The sequence below is a fragment of the Anabaena sp. FACHB-595 genome (assembly GCF_048568275.1).
GTDB lineage: Bacteria > Cyanobacteriota > Cyanobacteriia > Cyanobacteriales > Nostocaceae > Trichormus.
The window spans coordinates 4284464-4307857 of the sequence record NZ_CP183473.1 but is presented as its reverse complement, the minus strand read 5'-3'; the positions used below and the strand labels follow the sequence as shown (position 1 = coordinate 4307857).

Here is a 23394-nt window from a genome sequence, read left to right as displayed (position 1 = left end):
ACATCCATGATATTAGATGCGATCGCTATTTCTTGGCAAAGTGTAACTAATTATTCATTAGCTTCCATATTTTCCACACCGCTTAAAGACCCTGTACCCGTTTTCTTGATGATTTTGGGGATTATGTTAGTTGCTCCCCTGTTATTTGAGAAGATTCGACTACCTGGGATTGTGGGATTAATTCTCGCAGGGGTAGTAGTCGGCCCTAATGGATTGGGATTATTAGCACGAGATAATACTATTGTGCTTTTAGGCACCGTGGGTTTACTATTCTTGATGTTTATGGCTGGGCTGGAAACTAGCCTGGATGATCTGAAATATAACGCAGATAAGGCAGTCATTTTTGGACTAGCTACCTTTGCAATCCCAATGGCGTTGGGAACTGGAGCCATGATGGCAATTGGCTATACTTTCTTGCCTGCAATTTTGGTAGCTTCTTGTTTCGCTTCTCATACTTTACTAGCCTTACCCATTGCCAGCAAATTGGGCATCATGCGTTCTCAAGTTTTGACGGCGACTCTCGGCGGTACGCTCATTACCAATATTTTGGCACTTCTGGTGTTAGCCGTGGTAGTCAGGGCGCATCAAGGGAATTTAACCCTCAGTTTTTGGTTATTCCTGATTCCGGCGTTAATTATTTACACCTTTCTCACTTTGTGGGGTGTGCCACGTATCGGACGCTGGTTTTTTCAAAGGTTTGGACATGATGAAGGGGCAGAGTTTACATTTGTTTTGGCTACCTTGTTTGTAGTTTCTTATGGGGCAGAATTAGTCCAAATTGAGCCAATTATTGGGGCTTTTTTGGCAGGAGTGGCAATTACTCAGTTGATCCCCCAACTTAGCCCGTTGATGAACCGGATTCAATTTATCGGTAATACGCTGTTTGTCCCTTTCTTCTTAATTTCTGTGGGGATGCTGGTTAATCCTTTGATTTTGGTGCAAGAACCGCGATCGCTGGTAGTATCTGGTGTAATGGTGTCTGTGGCTATTGTTGCCAAATTTCTTCCCGCTTGGGGTTCTGGCAAGTTATTTGGCATGAATTTTAACAACATCATGGTGATGTTTGGGTTATCAGTAGCGCAAGCCGCCTCGACTTTGGCAGCCATCACAGTGGCTTACAATATCAAGCTGGTAGACCAATTAACAGTCAATGGCACGATCGCCATGATTTTAGTTACCTGTATTGCTTCTCCTTGGGTAACAGCAAAATGGGGCAGAAATCTCAAACCAGAAGCCGATAGTATCCAAACGCGTCAAGATGGTAGGATAGGTGATCGCGTGTTAGTCCCAGTAGCTAACCCCAACACTGAAGATAATCTACTCCAGTTAGCAATTATCCTGACTAAATCTGCCTCTGGTACTTTGCTACCACTCCATATTTTACTAGAGGAAAATAACCCCATTTCTCCAGATGCTAAAGCCAAACAAAGCCAACTCCTATCCACAGCAGAAATGATTGCCCATGCGGCGGTTGTGAATGTTACCCCCATCGGCCGAATTGACGAATCTATTGACAAAGGTATTGCCCGTGTAGCTGAAGAAAAGCAAGCTAGTGCGATTATTTGCGGTTGGAAAGGCTACTCTACCTATGAGGAAAATTTATTTGGTGGTGTTATTGATAAGATTGTTCAGCGTAGTTTTATCCCCGTTTTAGTATCTCGCTTCCCCTTACCAATTGAACACACAAATCGAGTATTTTTAGCCTTTACCACCCAACAAGCCCAAGTCAGCACCTTTGGGCAAAGCATCGAATTAGCTAAAGCTTTAGCCACAGAATTGAAAGCCTCTCTCCAACTTTTACAAGTGGTAGCACTGCGAGGGGAAGCCATTGAAATAGCTGATACTGGATTACCAGCTGATACACCAATCCAGAAAGTAAGAGGTAACTTTGTCCGCCAAGTTTCTCGGTTACTCAAAACCAACGATTTACTACTGCTGAATGGGACTGTGGAAAACAAAACTCAACTATTTGCCCTATTTGGTAACGCACCAGAAGCGATCGCCCGCACTCATCCTAAAGTAGCCATGATTATCGCCTACTTTCCACAGTAGAAACTAGGGATTGGGGAGATAGGACAGATAAGGTATATTATATTCCCAATCCCCAATCCCCAATCCCCAGTCCTCAATCCCCATCTATGATTTACCCCGTTATTTGGCAAAATAATTGTGTCTTACTAATTGACCAAACTCGTTTACCCAATGAGTATGCAGTTGTAGAAATTCACCGTAGTGAAGATATGGCGCGGGCGATTCAAACTATGATTGTCCGGGGTGCGCCTGCGATTGGCGTGGCGGCGGCTTATGGGATGTATTTGGGGGCGAGGGAAATTGAGACAGGCGAACGCCAGGAGTTTTTGCAAGAATTAGAAAAAGTAGCACAGTTATTACGGGCTACCCGTCCCACAGCCGTCAATTTATTTTGGGCAATTAGTAGGATGCAGAAAACTGCCTATAAGACTTTAGGAACAGTCGCCCAAATTAAAGAAAATCTCTTACAAACTGCCCAAGCCATCAACGCAGAAGACTTGCAAACTTGTCAGGCGATCGGTGACAATGGCTTGGCTATCTTACCCAAAACACCAGAAAAGCTGACATTGCTGACCCATTGTAATGCAGGGGCTTTAGCTACTGCTGGTTATGGTACAGCCTTGGGGGTTGTCCGTTCAGCTTGGCGAGAAGGGCGTTTAGAAAGGTTGTTTGCTGATGAAACCCGTCCACGTCTGCAAGGTGCAAAACTTACCACTTGGGAATGTGTGCAAGAAGGTATTCCCGTAACGCTAATTACTGATAATATGGCAGCCCATTGCATGAAACAGGGTTTAATTCATGCTGTTGTTGTGGGTGCGGATCGAATTGCGGCTAATGGTGATGCTGCAAATAAAATCGGCACTTATAGTTTAGCTATAGTCGCCAAAGCACATAATGTTCCTTTCTTCGTCGCTGCGCCTGTCTCTACAATTGATTTTGAATTAGCTGATGGTAGTCAAATCCCCATTGAAGAACGCAACCCAGTAGAAATTTATCAAGTCGGTGATACTACTTTGACACCTCCAGGCGTGAAATTCTACAATCCCGCTTTTGATGTCACCCCAGCAGAGTTAATTACAGCCATCATTACCGAGAATGGTGCTTTTGCTCCTCATGTTTTAACTAAATCCTCACAACAAGCGGTGGTTTAGTCATGCGGATATGTGACATGGACTAAGCGATCGCACTCTCTGTGATAACATTCCTACCAAAAGCAAACCATAGGCTAAGTTTTGATTTATCATCAAGTACAAAGGTGAGCGATCTTACAATTTTTTCTAATGCACGATCTGGCCGCACCTACGCACTACCTTTACAGGAATACAGAATTTTAGGCATTGTTACTGCTTGCCTCACAAATCACCATGAGATGTGATGAATATTTATTAGTACTATAATTTACGAGTTTTAGCCCGGCTTGTTCGATTTCTTGTATGAGGGTGGGTATTTCAAACTTATGATGTCGCCAAATAGTGATTTCCTCACCCGCAGATATTTCTAAACTCTTATCTATTCCTAAATAACTAAAATTGATTGTGTAATTCTGCTGTAATTTTAGGTTAGCAACTATACTATCTTTTGCTGGATCATATTTTCTCACCAGTTCACAATCTTCTGCTTTCATCCCCAGATTATTTGTAATCCATCTATACACTTGGTCTGCATGATATTTACAACCACCCCTAGCTATGCCATCCCATTGAGAATTAGAACCAATCTCATTTGTAAAGACTAGTAAATCATTTTTCGCCATGCTGTCTCGAAAATGTTGGAATACTTGATGTCTATCGTGATGATTGGCGATTGTAACACCTAGATGTAAAAATATATTAGCTGTATTTTCGCGTTGGTTTTTGACTAGACTTTCGGGAATTATATTATTTTCTATATCAATTGCATAATTTATATAGTCAATTAAAGGAAACCATTTTTTAAAATTCTTGCTAGAGACATTAAGTAGTTCATCACTAATATCTAAGGCGATGTATTTATCAATTCTACCTAATTTTTTCAGTTTACCAATAAATGCTTTTACAGGATATGCGTTACCCGCACCCACATCTATGATATTAACTTTGTCGCACTGCTGATAATCACCATTTAAATATGCAAAATTACTTTTTAGTAAATCAATCTCCACGTTTGATGTTCGATACCATGTAGGGACGATATATTTTAGATAAAAACTATCCCAGATTTTTGCGCCTTGCCCTTTGTATGAATACTTCAGAGGTATTTCCCGCCTGGATTCTAGAGCATGAATTATGCCTAAAATTTCTGCTTCTGAAAAAACTTTGTAGAACTCATTACTAGGCTTGGCTGTGCGAAATATAGGAACCTGATGAGAAGAGTTGATATTTGAATTAATAGGCAATTTTTGAGCCATTACTTTATCTTGACTTATCTATAAATTATAAATTTACATAAAGTCAATTATCTCATACTTGTGTCCAAATTTAAATTTTAAACTCACTTATCGGCGTTAATAGTAGGTTTTATTTTATTTTGAATTTTGAATTGATTCATATTCTTGAATTGACTGGAAATTCCGAATTTGTTGAAGCAGTCTGGCATCTAACTTCATCAATACTGCTAGGTTATAAGACATTGTTTTATAAGTACTACATTACCTAACAAGAGATTGACCGAAGAATCGATGGTTCACCCGATTGGGTGAATGCGATCGCTCCAGCAGGAATTAACCTGAAGTAAGAAGCAGTCAAAGTGCGATTAAAAATCAGACCCAGGGCATCAAAACTCTGCAAAAACCGTGAAAGTAGCTATGATCATTGTTAACTGTAATTCATTTGCTGGTACATCAAAGGCACAGAGAGTGGATGAAACTGTAAAAGCACGACATCAACAAGATCAACAACAGCTAATTAATCGCTTGCAGGCTACTGAAGCACAATATCAAGCTATATTAAATGCTATTCCTGATTTTATCTTTCGCCTCAGCCGTGATGGTAATTTTTTATCTTTGAATGGAGAAGTTGCAAATCTCCCTTGCCCTGGGGAAGAGTTCACTGGTAAAAATATCCAAAATATCTTACCAACTGATGTTGCCACAATTATTCAAGGAATCATTACTAAAACCTTGGACACAGGAACTTTGCAAACTTGTGAATATCAGTTGCCAACACCTTTAGAAATGCGAGATTATGAGGCACGTTTGGTAGTGAGTGGGACGGATGAAGTCTTAGCTATTGTTCGAGATATCACAGAACGGAAACAAACAGAAGCCAAATTACTGCTGACATATCAAGAACTAGCAGACCTCAACACCAATTTAGAACATCAGGTAGAAGAACGCACCGCCGAATTACAACAAAAAATGCGGGAACTAGAAGAAATTCAACGGATAAAAAATGTTGTCTTGCATACCGTAGCCCATGATTTACGTACTTCGGTGATTGGTAATCTGATGGTGTTAGAGAATTTGGAAATAGGGAGTGGCGAGTGGAAAGTAGGAAGTCGGGAAAATAAAGGAAACAGTGAACATGGACTAGAAGAAAGTACGATTCCCAATCCCCAATCCCCTTTACCCAACCCCCAGTCCCCAGTCCCCAACCCCCAATCCCTCATTTCCGTGCCACGTTCTACTATCGATCGCATGATTCAAGGTAATAATCGGCAATTGGGAATGCTAGATTCTTTGTTAGAAATCCACTCCTGTGAGGAAAAAGAATTAACCCTGCATCCGGAACTCGTCCTATTTGGCGGACTGCTGGAAAAGATCATCACAGACTTACAACCACTCTTGAGAGAAAATCAGGCAACTTGCAAGAACTTAATTCCTGAGGGCTTACCTTTGGTGATGGTTGATCAAGCTCGGTTTGAGAAAGTTGTGATGAGTTTGTTTAGTTATAGTTTGCAACACAACCCCCCAGGGTTGAAATTTACGGTCAAAACCACAGTAGAAGATGGCATGATTCGGACTCTGATTCAAGATAATGGTGTCGCAATAAGTAAGTCAGAGTGCGATCGCCTCTTCGATCTACAAATCCGTGATCCGCAAGCCCCCTGTTCCACAGCAATTTGCTTAAAAATGTACCTGTGTCAGCAATTTATTCAAGCACATGGCGGAAAAATTGGTGCCACCAGTAATCCTCGGCAAGGGCTAACCTTCTGGTTTACACTGCCTTCAAGTAGTTAACTGTCAACCGTCAACAGCCCTCACGATGAATTGTTCAACGTAAAAGCAGAATTGGTATTATGAAAGTCTGCAAATAGGAAACACCTACAATCGTATAGGTGAAGTTGGTAAGGCTCTCATGACTACCTTTTTGATCAAATTGCAGAGGTTGTGGAGAAAGACTCTGTCTGCACTCACGTTAGATGAAATCACCACTGTTTACCAAAATCGCTCTCAACAACAGGAATGGCTGGTAAATAGACAACGTTTTTTATGGCAGAGGCTACATCTGTGGTTATGGCTAGTACTAGGTTGTCTATTGACATTTACCCTCAGAAATGTGTACGACCTATTTTTTCCCCTCCGGGAGTTGAAGGCACTACCCCAGGTTTTGAGAACTCAAGGGCTAATGATCAATGCAGCTATGTTATTGAGCCTGCTGGTTTGTTTTACCCTGCATAAAACACGGTTTGGTCATCGCCATCCAGGTATTCTATTTTTAGGCTCATCTTGGTCGTTGAGTTTAGCATCACAGTTATTTGCCACCCTTAAAGGTTTTGCCTTACCCGATACCCTTGGCTGGTCATTACTATTTTTAAGTCAAGCTACACTTATGCCTGTGCGCTGGACTCTGCATTTAGTTTGTCAGCTAGGGATTTTAGTTTACTACTTTGGTGTGAACACAGCTTTGAGGCTCAGTACACCTGCACCGAACCATCCAGAAATATATAATGTTACGTTTATTCTCTACATCTTTTGGTTTTGTATTATATGTGATTTAGGGGTTTACTTATACGATCGCCTGCAACGCTCTGAATTTTACGCCCGCAAAGAACTAGAGTCAGCCAACAATAAATTACGGCTAGCAGAAGCGAAATATCGCAGCATCTTTGAAAATGCCATTGAAGGTATTTTTCAAAGTAGCCCTGATGGACGTTACATTACAGCAAATCCTGCTTTAGCACGTATTTATGGTTACACTTCTCCCGAAGAAGTAACAGAAAATTTTACGGATATTGAGCATCAATTATACGTTGACCCTAAACGCCGAGCCGAATTTGTCCGGTTGATGGAAGAATCTGGATTAGCTCCAGAATTTGAGTCACAGATTTATCGTCAAGATGGCAGCGTTGTCTGGATTTCCGAAAAAGCCTACGCCGTTCGTGACGAACAAGGAAATCTCCTTTACTACGAAGGGTTGGTTGAAGATATTACCCAACGCAAACAAGCCCAAGAAGCACTGAGGGTCTTTTTCCATGCGGTGTCCCATGACTTACGTAACCCAGTTTTAGGGACTTTGATGGTGTTGAGGAATTTACTTAATGACGAGGCAGGGGAAGCAGGGAAAGCAGAGGAGGCAGGGGGAGAACTGACTGCAAGATTTTCGCCCAGTCCCCAGTCCCCAATCCCCAGTCCCCAATCCCCAATCCCTGTCCCTCGCTCAATTTTAAAGCGGATGGTGCAAAGTAGCGATCGCCAACTCAATCTGATTAACTCTTTATTAGAAGCCCATATTGGTGAGGTGCAGGGTTTGAGCTTGCAATGTCAGCCTGTACAATTACAGATGGTGGTAGAAGCGGCGATCGCAGATTTAGAACCCATGTTGGTAGATAATCAAGCCACTTTGATAAATTTAGTCACCGCAGATTTACCATTAGTAAATGCCGATCCTACGCAAGTATGGCGAGTGTTTTCTAACTTCATCGTCAATGCCATCAAGCATAATCCCCCTGGATTACACCTAACAATCAATGCTATTCCCCAAGATGACGAAATTTACTGCACTGTCAATGATAACGGTGTAGGCATCAGTCAACAACAGAGCGATCGGTTATTTGACCTTTATTTTCGGGGTGGTAGTATTCGTAATTCCTTGGGTTTAGGCTTGGGTTTATACCTATGTAAGCAAATCATCACTGCTCACGGCGGTGAAATTGGGGTAAAAAGTGGTTTAGAGAAAGGGGCTACATTCTGGTTTACGTTGCCCATGACATCAAATCAGGTTAACCAATTATAGTTTCTGCCCAGCATAGATTGATCGCACTTCACCATTACGCCGAACTATAGCTTCACCATTATTGACATCAACTAAAGTCCAACCGCTAGCACCAATAGTTTCACCAATGTTGACACGGCGGCTAGTACCATTAACTTGAAATAAGGCAACAGATTTATTTCCCAACTCTAATAAGCCTTCTAGGGTGTGGATAGGGGCTGGTGCAGGTGCATTCACGGTGAGCGATGCCACAGGTACAGCTTCTCCACCAGTGTTAGGCTGTTTCGGTAGACTTGTACCAAATGGAACGACAGGTAAGTTTGGAAGTAATTTAGGCGCTGGTTGGATATTAATTGGTGCGTTGCGTACAGCTACAGGTTTGAGTTCTGAACGCACAGCCGACGCTAACATATTAACGCTTGCAGGTTTGCCTGCTGGTTGCACTTGACTTAAAGTATTTTTCATGATGTTGGGTTGACCCGTGGCCGAATTATTCGCAACTGGTGGTAAAGGAGAGCCAGGAATTGCTGGCGGTGCGTAGCGCATCGGTAAGGGCGCTTGATAAACAGGGATGTAAATGCGCTCAACAACGTTAGAACGACTAGGTGCTGGCGATGTATTGTTAGCTGTGAGAGGGGATGGTAGATTACCTAGCGGCGGCTGACTGTTGTCTAAGCCTAAGGCTGTGGGATTATAAGTGACTCTGCTGCCAACTGCCGAACGAGCCGGTTGCTGATTTTGGATATCTGATTTATCTATAATTGCCAGCGCTCCCAGCATATAGTTAGCTAACTCCCCCTTTACATCTGGTTGAGGAAGCAGTTGCGCTTGTGGTACATAAATATTTGGCTGGGTGAGTTTGGAAGTGAGCAGCACTAACACACCCGATTGCAATATATATAGTACACCTGCGATCGCCACACCAAGGGTTGTCCCCACAATCAACATTTTGCCCAAGGTCAGTTGAGTTTGCTGACGGATTTTCGTCATCTGTTTGACAGACTGAGACTCAACTACAACCTTACCTCCCTGTCTACTAATGACAGGGGATACACTCTGTACACCTCGATTGAGTGAGTTGGGTAAAACAATCTGCGGCACATCTAGGGTTTGCAAATGCTCATATTCTAAAGTTTGGTGATGAGACGGGTTGCTGGAACTAAGGAACCAATCACTGGCGGCAGTTTCATTCATCCTACTGACTGGAGATGCTTGGCGTATTTGTCTACCTCTTCTGTTAGTCAGGTGGGGCAGATTCACATCAAGAATCTCGTCGATATCAGCAAAAAGTTCATCCATCAAGCCATCAGCATAAAATTCTATCGACCAAGGCTCGTTAACAATCAGGTCTTCTGACGGTTCTGGAATAATGAGATGGGTGCTAACTTCTTGTAACATAAGCATTTTAGGGTAGTAGCTGCCAGGATGGGGCAACACCGCCCCTACTGCCTGGGAATCAGGATTTTTAAAATATGTGAGGACTTAAGCAATGAGACTCTTGGTTCTGGTGGGGTGTAAGGGTATGAAGGCATAAAAACTTTGAATCACTACACCCCTATACCCCTGCGCCCCTTTTCCAAATCGTTGATTTTTGTTCTCATGCGAAAACCCTAGTTGTATTAAATCCAACGCGAAAGCGGGGATCAGTTGATGATGTCAGTTCTGGATTCTTGTCATCTATCATACCCATCCCTCCCTCTACTATACTCACCCTTGATGAAGATGAAGTTAAGGTAAAACGGCTAATCCTTTCTGGTGCTTGCTTTGACGCAATTCTAAATAAATTAATAAGGCGTTGATATCGGCTGGATTGACTCCACCAATTCGGGCTGCTTGACCAATAGTCAAGGGTTTGACTTTATTAAGTTTTTCCCGCGCTTCTTTGGAGAGGGTGTCAACAGTTGTGTAATCTAAATCTCCTGGTAATTGGCGCTGTGCTTGACGGGCAATTTGTTCGATTTGGCTTTGTTGCCTGGCGAGATAACCAGAGTATTTGATGTCAATTTCCGCCCCTTCTTTTTCGGCTGGGGTAAGTTCGGGGTTTCCTAACCCATATCTATCGAGGTCTACGTAATGGAACCCAGGGCGACGCAGCAAGTCAGCCAAGGTGATTGAACCTTTGATGGCTTGTTGGGTATTAGAGGCGATCGCCTTGCCTACGTCATCATTTTCTTTTACCCTGGTAGCATACAGGCGTTCTTTCTCACCTGTAATCTGCTCTTGTTTGCGGGTAAACATTTGCCAACGACGGTCATCTATTAAGCCAATTTCCCTTCCTAAAGGAGTTAGGCGCTGGTCAGCGTTATCAGAACGCAGCAGCAAGCGATATTCGGAACGACTGGTCAGCATCCGGTAAGGTTCGCGGAGGTCTTTTGTACACAGGTCATCAACTAAAGTTCCTAAGTAACTGTGTTCACGGGGGAAAACTATCATTTCCTCATCTCGAACAAACCGCGCCGCATTAATTCCGGCCACAATGCCTTGGGCTGCGGCTTCTTCATAACCGGTTGTACCATTCACCTGTCCCGCACAAAACAAGCCAGCAATCTTCTTTGTCATCAGTGTGGGGTAACACTGAGTTGCGGGTAAGTAGTCATATTCCACAGCATAAGCTGGACGTAACATTACGCAATTTTCCAACCCAGGGAGACTACGTAGCATCTGTAGTTGCAAATTTTCTGGTAACCCTGTAGAAAACCCTTGGATATATAATTCAGGAATATCCCGTCCCTCTGGTTCAATAAAGATTTGATGGCTTTCTTTATCAACAAAGCGGACAATTTTGTCTTCTATACTGGGGCAATAACGGGGGCCTTTGGCTTCTACCCAACCACCATACACAGGCGATAGGTGCAAGTTTTCTCGAATCAGGCGATGGGTTTCGGGGGTGGTGCGGGTCATGTGACAAGGTAGCTGTTCCCGTTCCACCCACACATCTGGGTCAAAACTAAACCAACGCACTTCCGCATCCCCTGGCTGGAGTTGCATCTTACTGTAATCTACTGACCGCTTATCTACCCGCGCGGGTGTACCAGTTTTCAACCTACCAGTTTCAAATCCCAAACGATTTAGGGTTTCGGTTAATCCCTCAGCCGCAAACTCCCCAGCACGTCCGGCTGGCATTGATTTGTTCCCTACCCAAATTTTCCCACCCAGAAATGTACCTGTGGTTAAAATTACAGCTTTACACTGGAAAGCCACGCCAAAGTAAGTTTCCACACCTATCACTTCATCGTTAGCACCCAGTACCAAGTCCGTCACCATACTCTCGCGGATGCTCAAGTTCTCTTGATTCTCAACAATATTTTTCATAATAGCCGCATATTCCCGCTTGTCAGTTTGGGCGCGTAATGCCCACACCGCAGGCCCTCGTGAAGAGTTGAGGATGCGCTTTTGCAGATATGTGCGATCCGCCATCTTGCCAATTTCCCCACCCAAGGCATCTACCTCATGGGTCAACTGGGATTTGGCAGGCCCACCCACAGCAGGGTTACAAGGTTGCCAAGCAATTTTATCCAAATTGAGCGTCAGTAACAAGGTACGACAGCCGAGGCGGGCAGTAGCAAGTGCTGCTTCGCAACCGGAGTGACCTGCACCGACGACAATGACATCAAAAGCGTCTTGAAATTCCACTGAATTGTGCATGGTCATACGTACAGGATTAACAAGCTGAGATTTATTCCTGATTCTAACCTAATCTAGCCAGTGATTTCATGTAGGCTAACCTTTGACAAAAAACTAAATCGAGTTAATTAACAGTTGGTATTCAAGTTCATTTTAATTACTATAAATAAATACTATGGAATTTAACATTTATTTTGTAAATATATGTATGATGGCTATTTCGCTTGGAAGCTAGTTTTGTTGAGCATTATCCGCAGTGTTATGTTTTTGGTGGGCAATGCCCACCCTACATTTACTAAGATTTATTACCTTATTAAATCAAAGTTTTATCTCACTGTAGAAATCAATTATGTGTGATAATTTCAGCATAGTGTAAAGTATTTTTGTTATAAATAAAATCATGTGAACTTTGATATTTATCTAGTATTGATAACTTTATGAAGCGGCTTATTAAAGGATTAAAGTTTATTTTTGTTAGCGGTTTAATGATTTTTACCTTGGTCGCTAGTAATGGAATTAATGATTCCGAAATTTTCCGGAATAATCAAACATTAAATGCCTGTGTAATCAATAATTCTATTTCTTGTTTGGAAATATATAAAAAACCGATATTACCAACACCTCTTCCTCGTAATCCGCAAACTGAACAAGAACGTTTCTTATCGGCGATCGCTACTAATTTACCAGAAATTCCCCAGCCCAATAGCTATGAATATATATTGCTTCGTGCCTATGGTGCAGCTTTTGTAGATCCAGACCCAACAGTTAAATTTCCTTCTAGAGTAGTTTTTAACAACGAGCAGGAGACGCAAATATTTCAAACTAATTTAACGATGGAGAAAATTACAGGCACTAGCAATTGTTACTTACAACAGTCAGCCGCATTAGCTTTAAATAAAGCACGCTCTCAACAAAATATTCCTCTCAAATCTGGCTATGGTGCTAGTGATTGTACTCGCAACTACGCCACCAATTTAAGATTCTGGAAAAAATATGCCAACAAATATACTTTAGATAAAGTTCGAGAAGGCAAAGAAACAGCAATTCTTGGTGTAGTTGCACCCCCAGGTGCATCACAGCATCTTTGGGGTTTAGCAATTGATTTACGAGTTTCTAATGCTAAACAAAGACAAGCTCTTTATGATAATGGTTGGTTTCAAACCGTAGAAAATGACATACCACACTGGACTTATCTCGGTGTTAATGCAGATAATCTGCCAAACTTGGGTTTAAAAAATAAAGTTGTTAGAGGCATTAGCTATTGGTTGACACCAATTTAATTGGACTTACGCACCCAGATTTTCTGTTGAGACCGGGTGTAAGGGGTTAAGGATATAGGGGTGTAAGGGTTCCCAAGATTTATGCGTGATACCAATTTTATACGAGGTTGCACATAATATAAAATCCGTTGATTTATCCGCGTTTCTCTGTCTTGAAAAGTTTCCTACGGAGGGAAACCCTCCTACAGAACTTTTCGCTGCGTGCATCTGTGTTCAGTTATTCTATGCAGCTTCATATTAATCTGGTATAAGTCCTATTTAATTATTCTTAGGAATTACAAATGTAATGGTTTGTAAATTAACGAATACGACTAAAAAACACCGCCGCTAGCACAATTAAACCCAAAAGCGCCAAAGGAACACCAAGATTAGGTAAATCAGATAAACTCATCAGACAGCTATTTTCAGGGATAATTCCTTTTATACAGCAAGCAGCCTGCACGGAGAACCCAGGATGACATCTCCAAACACAGTTATATGGCTACGAGAACGGACAACTTTAGGTATTCTCTCATCGATGGTGTTGGATGCGATCGCCCAAACTCTGGAAGAGCAAGTTGTACCAGCCCACAGTACTCTAGTTTCAGAAGCTACTCACCCAGAAGCACTGTACATTGTCCAAGATGGTCAACTAGAAAGCGAGACTACTAATCAAAACAGTTCGGCTTTAGCTCGTGGATTTCTACCGGGGGCAGTCATTAATCTGCAAGAATTACTTTTGGATGAATTAACACCATGTAAAATTGTCACCCTGACAGAATCTCATGTGTGGGTCATACCTGCGGCTAAATTTCGGGACTTAATTAGCCAATACCCGGAGATTAATCAGGCTTTTTCTCGACAATTAGCCCAAGAATTAGCCCAGGTGACATCTGCGTTAACCTATGAGCAAGAACGTTCTGTAGCGTTGCGTCCCTATTTAGTCACCAAAGCGCAACGGGGAATTGTCGGTACGAGTCGCTACGCTGTGCGTCTGCGAGAGCAAATTCGCGTCGCGGCCACTGACCGCAAATCTGTAGAAATCTTTGGCGAACCTGGCTTAGAAAAAGATAATATCGCCACTCTGATTCACTTCAGTTCCCCCAAACGACGGGAACCGATTATTAAAATCAATTGTGGGATTTTACAGACAAGCGGTGCAGATTTATTTGGTCGTGCTGGCGGTAAACCTGGACTTTTGGAGTGGTTGGGGGAAGGTAGTTTAATTCTCAATAATATCCAAGAATTACCCCCAGAGTTATTACAGCCTGTAGCACAGTTACTGCAAACAAATATATATACTCCCGTTTCTCGACCAGGAGAACCAGCTGCTGCACCCCTTACCAGTAAAGCCCGGATTCTACTTGTGTCGGAAAAAACCGAGTCTAAGATTGAGCGTTGTGTGGGACATATTATTAAAGTACCACCGCTACGGGTAAGGAAAGCTGATATTAAAGCCCAGGTAGAATATTACACTAGTTTGTATGTGCGATCGCGTGGACTGAAGAAACCCCACATAACCCCAGAAGCTTTACGCCGCCTACAATCTTATGATTTCCCCGGTAATCTCAAGGAGTTAAAAAACCTTGTAGAAAGGGCAATTATCCAAGCAGGGGAACGCAGGGAATTAACAGAAGAAATATTCTGGGCGGCTGAACCTAAGAAAAAACAATTTCGTGTCAATCTTTTAAATCTTTATCCAGGGTTGCGGCGGTTTTTACGCAGTTCTTGGTGGCCTGACAAGATTAACTATGGTTTTACTGTGGCGGCGTTTGCATTTATTGTAGGCGTTTTGTTTGTCGGGCCGCAAACACGCGATCGCAATTTTGCTTTAAATTTATTTTGGGCTTGGTGGTGGCCTCTCATCCTCTTGAGTTTCCCCTTCTTCGGGCGTGTGTGGTGTGCTGTCTGTCCCTTCATGATTTACGGGGAAATCACCCAAAAACTATCTCTGTGGCTATTCCCCCGCCAACTCAAGCGCTGGCCGCGAGAACAAGCAGAAAAATGGGGCGGATGGTTTCTATTTGGTTTATTTACCTTAATTTTCCTGTGGGAAGAACTTTGGCATTTAGAAAATACAGCCTATCTTTCCGCTTGTTTACTATTATTAATTACCTCTGGGGCAATGATTTTTTCTGCCCTGTTTGAGCGACGTTTTTGGTGTCGCTATCTTTGTCCCATTGGGGGAATGAATGGTTTGTTTGCTAAACTTTCCATGACTGAACTAAGAGCGCAGCAAGGTATCTGTTCTGCTACCTGTAATACCTATCAATGTTATAAAGGCGGCCCCGAAAAAGGCGAAGGGATGGAAACAGATGGTTGTCCCCTATATTCTCACCCAGCCCAGTTAGAAGATAACCGAGATTGTGTACTGTGCATGACTTGTCTCAAAGCTTGTCCCCATCGTTCTGTAGAATTTAACTTGCGTCCCCCTGGAATTGAACTATGGACAACTCATGTACCCCGCAATTATGAAGTAGCTTTGTTGTTTTTGTTGTTAGGGGGAATATATATCCATCGTTTACAAGAGTTGTTAGATTGGCTGGGATTACAAATTGATTTAACTCAATTTTGGCTACATTTAGGGATATCAATTATAGCATTATTAATGCCATTTGCTATTATTTTATCCAGCTACTGGTTAATTAAAATCTTCAATACTCGCCGTAAACCTCGACGCTTGATTGAACTTGCTTATGGTTATTTGCCATTAGTTTTAGGGGGAAATTTTGCTCACTATCTACGTTTAGGTTTAGGTGAAAGTGGCAAGATTCTCCCCGTTACTTTTGCCACATTTGGTCTGAGTGGTGAGCAATTACCAATATTAGTAGCACACCCAGCCGTGATTGCCTTTTTACAAGGTGCAACCCTCATTTTTTCCGTGCTGTTGACGATAGTATTGACGCAAAAAATCGCCCGACAACCATTGAGAACCTTAATTTGGCAACACCTCGCAGCTATTATTTTGGGTATAAGTATGTGGACAATTATTGTTCTTTAGGTGTCGTTATTAGGACTTACGCAAACAGGTTATCTGTTGAGACCGGGTGTAAGGGTTTAAGGGTACAGGGGTGTAAGGGTTTCAAGCATTTATACTCCTACATCCCTACATCCTTGTCCAAACCCTTGATCTTTCGTTTTCATGCCTAAGTCCTAGCTATGATTTGATAAGGGAGGGAGCAGAGGGAAAATATCTGACTCAGTACCGACTACACGCCCTACCAGAGCTAATATCACTGATCACTCAGTAATCAGTACTAATTGCTCATCAATGATCACTGATCATTGTTAGTCAACATCTAGTTGATGGGAATAATAACAAAGTGTATATGCAATTTGTGAGGCTTTTCGTCAGCGAATTGCGACTTAAGGCTAGAGAAGTAAACACAAGTTTGCATTATGAGGTATGTATAAATGGCAACTCAAGAATATTCCAACCCCATCATCACCGGATATCACATTAGTTCTCAATTATATGCCGGTTCCAAAACAAGAGTATATCGAGCTATCCGTGAGCAGGATCAACGCCCAGTAGTGATTAAACTTCTAGCCTCAGATTATCCTAATTTCCACGAGTTACTACAGTTTCGCAATCAATATACTATTAGCAAAAATCTCAACGTTACCGGGATCATTCGCCCCTTATCATTAGAAACCTATGGTAACGGTTATATTTTGGTGATGGAAGACACAGGAGGTATTGCTTTACGAGAATACATCAAAACCACTCCCTTTCCCCTAGTCGAATTTTTGGCGATCGCTATCCAAATAACCAATATTCTGCAAGAACTACACCTTAATCGTGTAATTCACAAAGATATCAAACCCGCCAACATCCTGATTCATCCCCAAACAAAACAAGTTCAACTGATCGACTTTAGCATCGCTTCATTACTGCCTAAAGAAACCCAGGAAATCAGAAGTCCCAATGTTTTAGAAGGAACTCTCGCTTATATTTCCCCCGAACAAACCGGCAGGATGAACAGAGGAATCGACTACCGGAGCGATTTTTATTCTTTGGGTGTAACACTTTATGAACTATTGATGGGAGAATTACCATTTAGTTCTGATGATCCGATGGAGTTGGTACATTGTCACATAGCGAAAACACCGATCGCCTTGGGACACCAACAACATATTCCCCTAGTGTTATCTGATATCATCATGAAGCTGATGGCGAAAAACGCCGAAGATAGGTATCAGAGTGCTTTGGGATTAAAGCATGATTTAGAAACTTGCTTGTACCAATTCAAAAATAACGGCAAAATTACAGCTTTTGAAATTGGTAACCGGGATATGTGCGATCGCTTCCTCATTCCCGAAAAACTCTATGGGCGAGAAACGGAAGTTAACGCCTTACTGCAAGCTTTTGAGCGCGTCACCAAAGGCAAATCAGAAATGATGTTAGTGGCGGGATTTTCGGGTATTGGTAAAACCGCCGTCGTTAACGAAGTTCACAAGCCGATTACCCGCCAACAAGGGTATTTCATCAAAGGTAAATTTGATCAGTTCAATCGCAATCTTCCCTTATCAGCTTTTGTGCAAGCCCTACGGGATTTAATGGGGCAATTGTTATCAGAATCAGATTCCCAATTGTCTAGGTGGCGTACCAAGATCCTAGATACTGTAGGCAATAACGGACAAGTGCTAATTGAGGTAATTCCCGAACTAGAAATCATCATCGGGAAACAACATCCTGCGCCGGAACTATCGGGAACAGCCGCACAGAATCGCTTTAACTTATTGTTCCAAAAGTTTATTGCAATTTTTAGCACCCCAAAACATCCCTTGGTGATGTTTTTAGATGACTTACAATGGTCAGATACGGCTTCCCTACAGTTGATCAAACTACTGATGGAAGACCAGAGTTATCTCCTCTTGTTGGGGGCTTATCGAGATAATGAAGTCCACACCACCCACCCGTTTATTTTGACAGTAGAAGAACTGAAAAAAGCGGGAAAGACTGTGAATACAATTACTCTCGCCTCCCTGACCTTCTGCGATACGAATCATTTAGTTGCTGATACCCTCCATTGTCCAACAGAGCGATCGCATCCCCTGACAAAATTAATTGAGCGTAAAACCAAAGGTAATCCCTTTTTTATCACCCAGTTTCTCAAGGCGTTACACGAAGATCAGCTAATTACTTTTAATCGCCATCAAGGTTATTGGGAATGTGATATTACCCAAATCAATGAACTATCCCTCACTGATAATGTGGTGGAGTTTATGGCGCAACAGTTGCAGAAATTTCCTAGTAAAACACAAGATGTACTCAAGCTAGCCGCTTGTATTGGTAACTCTTTTGATTTAAATACTTTAGCAATTGTTTTAGAAAAATCAGCAGTAGATACGGCAGATGCTTTGTGGAAAGCTTTGCAGGAAGGATTAATTTTGCCTCAAAGCCAGGTCTACAAATTTTATGTGGATCACGATTGCCAAGATGCCAATGTTAGCAATAGCCAAAATGTGGAATATCGATTCCTACACGATCGCGTCCAACAAGCTGCTTATTCTTTGATTCCCCAAGACCAAAAACAAGCGACTCATTACCAAATCGGACAACTGCTGTTAAAACAGATTTCCCCAGTCGCTAGAGAAGAGCGAATTTTTGCACTGGTCAATCAACTCAATTACGGAATTGCTTTAATTACCCAACAAACAGAACGAGATGAATTAGCACAACTCAATCTTACTGCTTGTCGTAAAGCTAGGAGTGCCACAGCTTATCAAGCGGCTCATGAATATATCGCCGTGGGGTTGTCATTGTTGGGCAAGAATGCTTGGCAGCGCCAGTATAAAATCGCCTTGACTCTACATGAATTTGCGGCGGAAGTCGCTTCTCTGCGCGGTGAATTTGCACAGATGGAACAGTTCATTAATGTTGTTACCACCCAGGCGCACACTTTAATTGAACAGGTTAACGTTTACCGCATTAGGATTCAAGCTTATATCTCCCAGAATAAATTTGCCGAAGCAATTGCGATCGCCCAAAAAATCTTACAACAGTTGGGGGTAACCTTTGCTGAAGCACCCACACCAGCAGTTATTCAACAGGAAATCCAAGAGATTAGGGAACTGATTGGTGACAGAGCAATTGCAGATTTGGTTCACCTACCCATCATCACAGATGAGGAGAAAGTTGCCATTGTCCAGATTGCCAGTAGCATCATGACAGTGGCTTACCTCTCCGGCTCTCCCCTGTTCCCATTAATCACTTTGCTGTTAGTCAAAATATCCATCCAATACGGAAATACACCAGCTACAGGGTATATCTATAGTACTTATGGTGTGCTGCTGTGTAATGTTTTGCAAGATGTGGATACAGCAACAGAGTTTGGTCAACTAGCACTGCAAATAGTGTCGAAAGTGGATGCTAAGGCGATTCAACCCCAAGTTTTGCTCATTTTGGCATTGTATATTTTACAACGCAAATCTCATGTCCAAGAAATTTTACCACTCTTGCAAAAAGGCTATGCGATCGCTCTAGAAGTGGGCAACCTAGAGTTTGCCGGTCATCATGCCCACAATTTTTGTAGCCATTCTTTTTGGTGTGGTCAGCACCTTGCCACTTTACAAGAAGATGCTCGCGCCTACTGCCATGAGTTGGGGCAACTCAATCAAGTGACAACAGCCAATTATGTCCGCATTTATTGGCAATCTACACTAAATTTACTTGGTTTTGCAGCCCATCCCAGCATCTTGTCTGGGGAAGCCTTGCAAGAGCCAGAATTTATACCTCTGTTAATGGCTGCTAATGATGGGTATGGGTTGTATATTTTCTCTTTGTACAAGCTGATGCTGTGCTACTTGTTTGGCGAAATTGAGATAGCGAAAAGCATTACCATTGAGATTAGAGATCATTTAATGGCTGCGGCTGGACTATTCTGTGAACCCGTATTTTATCTCTATGATTCTCTGATTGCTCTAACACAGTTGAGACAAAATTCAGATGAGGTATCAGCCACATTACAGTACGTTGCAGAAAACCAAGCCAAGTTACACCAATGGGCGCAATATGCACCCATGAATCACCAGCATAAGCTTGATTTAGTGGCAGCAGAAAGATATCGAGTTTTGGGTGAAAAAACCTCAGCAATTGAATATTACGATCGCGCTATCTCCGGAGCCAAAAAATACCACTATATTCAAGAAGAAGCACTCAGCAATGAGCTAGCAGCTACATTTTACCTGGACTGGGGCAAAGACAAAGTTGCCCAGATATATATGCAGGAAGCCTATTATTGTTACGCACGTTGGGGCGCAAAAGCTAAAATTGATGACTTAGAAAAACTCTACCCCCAACTGCTTAAACCCATCTTGCAACGGCGACAACTCAACTTTAATCCCTTAGAAACTATTGCACCGATTAACCGCAGCACCATCGCCATCTCAACTGACACTGCCGGCACAAGTAGCACTAGTATTTCTGATATCCTAGATTTTACTTCTGTCCTCAAAGCTGCTCAAGCCATATCCAGCACCATCGACTTAGAAGAATTAATTGTCAATTTGACGAAAATTATCCTCGAAATTTCTGGAGCTAAAAAGATTGTTTTAATCCTCCCCCAAGATAATGCTTGGTATGTTCGGGCAATTACTTTTATTAGTTATGAGAACAAACCAGAAGGAAAAATTCAAAACATTCTACTTTCAGAACCAATTGATACTTGTCAACATATCCCTGGAACAATTATTAATTACGCTAAAAATACCCTAGAAACTCTAGTAATCGATAATTATCAAATAGATATTCCTGGGCTAATAGATCAATATCTCCTCAAACATCAACCGAAAAGTGTATTATGTCAGCCAATTATTAAACAAAGCAATTTAGTAGGCATTTTATATTTGGAGAATCAAATTACCTCCGGAGTATTTACCCTAGAACGCTTGCAAGTAATTAACTTACTTTCCTCTCAAGCAGCTATATCTCTAGAAAATGCTTGCCTTTATCAAAAAGCTCAACAAGCATTACAAGATTTACAAACAGCTCAGTTACAAATTATCCAAAGCGAGAAAATGTCTGCTTTGGGTAATTTAGTGGCTGGAGTAGCCCATGAAATGAATAATCCTTTAGGTTTTATTGCCGCTACTTTAGAACAAGCTAAACCCACAATTGCCGATATTGCCGAACATCTCAGATTATACCAAGCCAATTTCCCCCACAAAAGTGCAGAAATTATTAATCACGCTGAAGAAATTGACTTAGATTATAGCTTAGAAGATTTGCCGAAGATGATAGATGCAATGGTGATGGCTGGCGACAGACTAAAAAATATCAGCACCAGCTTAAGAACTTTCTCCCGCGCCGATACAGACTATAAAGTACGCTTTAATGTCCACGAAGGTATAGACAGTAGCATTCTCATTCTTAAGCATCGACTCAAAGCTAATGAACAACGTCCCGCCATTGAGGTGATCACTGATTACGGGAATTTACCTCAAATTGAATGTTTTCCTGGGCAATTAAACCAGGTGTTTATGAATCTTCTCGCCAATGCTATTGACGCATTAGAAGCAGCAAACAAAGGACAAACTTTTGAGGAGATAAAAACTCATCCTAAGCAAATTACAATTACCACCTCAGTCCACAATGACCAAGTTAAAATCATCATCGCCGATAATGGGATTGGCATGAGTGAACAAGTGAAACAGAAAATATTTGACCACTTATTTACTACGAAAGCCGTTGGTAAAGGTACAGGTCTAGGACTAGCGATCGCCAGTCAAATTGTCATAGAAAAACACAATGGTTCACTATTTGTAAATTCTCAACTCGGTGCAGGGACTGAGTTTGTTATCACTTTACCAATTCTCACTCGTTGAGCAAGCTTTTAAATATAGCAACTAAATTTTGTCCAAAAGATTAAAATTTGGGTGGTAGCCTCCTTGGGAAAATATGTGTAACACTAAGAAGCTACCTCAAGCTATTTTTAAACGGGAGGTTAGGCAATGGCGATCGCCACCATCAATCCCGCCACTGGGGAAACGCTCAAAACCTTTGAGCCGCTTAACGATGTAGAAATTGCCGCTAAATTAGATTTGGCAGACCAGGCTTTTGAAAAGTACCGTCATACGAGTTTTGCAGAGCGATCGCAAGCTCTGCAAGCAGCCGCAAATATACTGGAGCAAGAAAAAGCTGACTTTGCGAAGTTAATGACTTTGGAAATGGGCAAGCCTTACAAAGCAGCCATTGCCGAAGTCGAAAAATGTGCTGCTGTTTGCCGCTACTATGCGGAAAATGCCGCCGATTTTCTGGCTGATGTCAGTGTAAAAACTGATGCTAGTCATAGCTTTGTCCGCTATCAGCCCTTGGGGATAATTTTGGCAGTCATGCCGTGGAATTTTCCCTTCTGGCAAGTGTTCCGCTTTGCTGCACCCGCACTCATGGCGGGTAATGTGGGCTTACTCAAACACGCATCGAATGTACCACAGTGCGCTTTAGCCATCGAAGATATTATCCACCGGGCAGGTTTTCCTAAAGGTGTATTTCAAACTCTATTAATCGGTGCAGCGAAAGTTGCCGATTTAATCGCTGATGAGCGAGTAAAAGCTGCTACCTTAACCGGAAGCGAACCAGCCGGCGCATCTCTAGCGGCGGCGGCGGGAAAACAAATTAAAAAAACAGTCTTGGAATTGGGGGGAAGTGACCCATTTATTGTGTTAGAAAGTGCTGATGTAGAAGCAGCCGCCGCTACAGCTACATCAGCAAGGATGTTAAATAACGGACAATCTTGTATTGCCGCGAAACGCTTCATTGTGGCAGAAGCGATCGCCGATCAATTTGAAAAGTTGCTGTTAGAAAAATTCACAGCGCTAAAAATTGGCGACCCCTTACATCCAGACACAGACTTAGGGCCACTAGCAACCCCCGATATCCTCCAAGATTTAGACCAACAAGTACAAACTGCCGTTAAAAGTGGCGGCAAAGTCTTGACCGGTGGCTATCCTTTAGCAGATCGTCCTGGCAACTTTTACCCAGCCACAATTATCATAGATATCCCAGTTGATCAGCCCATTGCCCAAGAAGAATTTTTTGGCCCAGTGGCGTTGTTATTCCGTGTCCCAGATATCGATACAGCAATTCAACTGGCTAATGCTACACCCTTTGGTTTAGGTGCAAGTGCTTGGACAAATAACGACCAAGAACGCGATCGCCTGATTTCCGAAATTGAAGCAGGCGCAGTATTTATTAATGGTTTAGTAAAATCCGACCCCAGACTACCATTTGGAGGCATAAAACGTTCTGGGTATGGCCGAGAATTAAGCATTCAAGGCATACACGAGTTCGTTAATGTTAAAACCGTTTGGGTTAAGTAAGTTGTTTTTGTCAGTTGTTAGTTGTT

General features: G+C 42.2%; 11 protein-coding genes. 8 read left to right on the top strand and 3 right to left on the bottom strand.

All coding sequences use genetic code 11. The annotated features are described in order from the left end of the window. Nucleotides 1–6: 6 nt before the first annotated feature. Nucleotides 7–2052 (top strand): cation:proton antiporter, encoded by a 2046-nt coding sequence (locus ACN222_RS17850; RefSeq protein WP_010997717.1) that lies wholly within the window; start codon nucleotides 7–9, stop codon nucleotides 2050–2052. 86 nt (nucleotides 2053–2138) lie between these two features. Continuing rightward, nucleotides 2139–3182 carry an S-methyl-5-thioribose-1-phosphate isomerase gene (gene mtnA / locus ACN222_RS17845; RefSeq protein ID WP_010997716.1) on the top strand — a complete coding sequence of 348 codons (1044 nt, stop codon included), beginning with the start codon at nucleotides 2139–2141 and terminating at the stop codon, nucleotides 3180–3182. A gap of 179 nt (nucleotides 3183–3361) precedes the next feature. On the opposite strand, the gene ACN222_RS17840 is transcribed toward mtnA, so the two are convergent. Further along, complete coding sequence (locus tag ACN222_RS17840) at nucleotides 3362–4417, bottom strand: L-histidine N(alpha)-methyltransferase (RefSeq protein ID WP_010997715.1); 1056 nt, start codon at nucleotides 4415–4417, stop codon at nucleotides 3362–3364. Nucleotides 4418–4813: 396 nt separating this feature from the next. On the opposite strand from ACN222_RS17840, the gene ACN222_RS17835 reads away from it, so the two are divergent. Both ACN222_RS17835 and ACN222_RS17830 read left to right on the top strand, forming a co-directional pair. Further along, nucleotides 4814–6187 (top strand): PAS domain-containing sensor histidine kinase, encoded by a 1374-nt coding sequence (locus tag ACN222_RS17835; protein WP_044521807.1) that lies wholly within the window; start codon nucleotides 4814–4816, stop codon nucleotides 6185–6187. A gap of 118 nt (nucleotides 6188–6305) precedes the next feature. After that, nucleotides 6306–8183: a PAS domain-containing sensor histidine kinase gene (locus ACN222_RS17830; protein ID WP_010997713.1), complete on the top strand. Its 1878-nt coding sequence runs from the start codon at nucleotides 6306–6308 to the stop codon at nucleotides 8181–8183. Here the strand turns inward: ACN222_RS17830 and ACN222_RS17825 are convergent. Together ACN222_RS17825 and mnmG are read right to left on the bottom strand one after the other, a co-directional pair. Next, nucleotides 8178–9560, bottom strand: a complete 1383-nt coding sequence (locus tag ACN222_RS17825; RefSeq protein WP_044521805.1) for a hypothetical protein — start codon at nucleotides 9558–9560, stop codon at nucleotides 8178–8180. The genes ACN222_RS17830 and ACN222_RS17825 overlap by 6 nt on opposite strands. A 330-nt stretch (nucleotides 9561–9890) precedes the next feature. Beyond that, nucleotides 9891–11813, bottom strand: a complete 1923-nt coding sequence (gene mnmG, locus ACN222_RS17820; RefSeq protein ID WP_010997711.1) for a tRNA uridine-5-carboxymethylaminomethyl(34) synthesis enzyme MnmG — start codon at nucleotides 11811–11813, stop codon at nucleotides 9891–9893. Nucleotides 11814–12223: 410 nt separating this feature from the next. On the opposite strand from mnmG, the gene ACN222_RS17815 reads away from it, so the two are divergent. The 4 genes from ACN222_RS17815 (at nucleotide 12224) to ACN222_RS17800 (ending at nucleotide 23368) form a co-directional block, all read left to right on the top strand. Continuing rightward, nucleotides 12224–13066 (top strand): D-alanyl-D-alanine carboxypeptidase family protein, encoded by an 843-nt coding sequence (locus ACN222_RS17815; RefSeq protein ID WP_010997709.1) that lies wholly within the window; start codon nucleotides 12224–12226, stop codon nucleotides 13064–13066. A gap of 454 nt (nucleotides 13067–13520) precedes the next feature. Then, complete coding sequence (locus tag ACN222_RS17810) at nucleotides 13521–16046, top strand: cyclic nucleotide-binding domain-containing protein (protein WP_010997708.1); 2526 nt, start codon at nucleotides 13521–13523, stop codon at nucleotides 16044–16046. 413 nt (nucleotides 16047–16459) lie between these two features. Then, nucleotides 16460–21874 carry a trifunctional serine/threonine-protein kinase/ATP-binding protein/sensor histidine kinase gene (locus ACN222_RS17805; protein WP_010997707.1) on the top strand — a complete coding sequence of 1805 codons (5415 nt, stop codon included), beginning with the start codon at nucleotides 16460–16462 and terminating at the stop codon, nucleotides 21872–21874. 126 nt (nucleotides 21875–22000) lie between these two features. Beyond that, complete coding sequence (locus ACN222_RS17800) at nucleotides 22001–23368, top strand: NAD-dependent succinate-semialdehyde dehydrogenase (RefSeq protein ID WP_010997706.1); 1368 nt, start codon at nucleotides 22001–22003, stop codon at nucleotides 23366–23368. Nucleotides 23369–23394 lie beyond the last annotated feature (26 nt).

Excerpts from the sequence above, each read along its gene's own strand:
- ACN222_RS17850 (WP_010997717.1), top strand. The coding sequence starts at position 7 with ATGATATTAGATGCGATCGCTATTTCTTGGCAAAGTGTAACTAATTAT.
- mtnA (WP_010997716.1), top strand. The coding sequence starts at position 2,139 with ATGATTTACCCCGTTATTTGGCAAAATAATTGTGTCTTACTAATTGAC.
- ACN222_RS17840 (WP_010997715.1), bottom strand. The coding sequence starts at position 4,417 with ATGGCTCAAAAATTGCCTATTAATTCAAATATCAACTCTTCTCATCAG.
- ACN222_RS17835 (WP_044521807.1), top strand. The coding sequence starts at position 4,814 with ATGATCATTGTTAACTGTAATTCATTTGCTGGTACATCAAAGGCACAG.
- ACN222_RS17830 (WP_010997713.1), top strand. The coding sequence starts at position 6,306 with ATGACTACCTTTTTGATCAAATTGCAGAGGTTGTGGAGAAAGACTCTG.
- ACN222_RS17825 (WP_044521805.1), bottom strand. The coding sequence starts at position 9,560 with ATGTTACAAGAAGTTAGCACCCATCTCATTATTCCAGAACCGTCAGAA.
- mnmG (WP_010997711.1), bottom strand. The coding sequence starts at position 11,813 with ATGACCATGCACAATTCAGTGGAATTTCAAGACGCTTTTGATGTCATT.
- ACN222_RS17815 (WP_010997709.1), top strand. The coding sequence starts at position 12,224 with ATGAAGCGGCTTATTAAAGGATTAAAGTTTATTTTTGTTAGCGGTTTA.
- ACN222_RS17810 (WP_010997708.1), top strand. The coding sequence starts at position 13,521 with ATGACATCTCCAAACACAGTTATATGGCTACGAGAACGGACAACTTTA.
- ACN222_RS17805 (WP_010997707.1), top strand. The coding sequence starts at position 16,460 with ATGGCAACTCAAGAATATTCCAACCCCATCATCACCGGATATCACATT.
- ACN222_RS17800 (WP_010997706.1), top strand. The coding sequence starts at position 22,001 with ATGGCGATCGCCACCATCAATCCCGCCACTGGGGAAACGCTCAAAACC.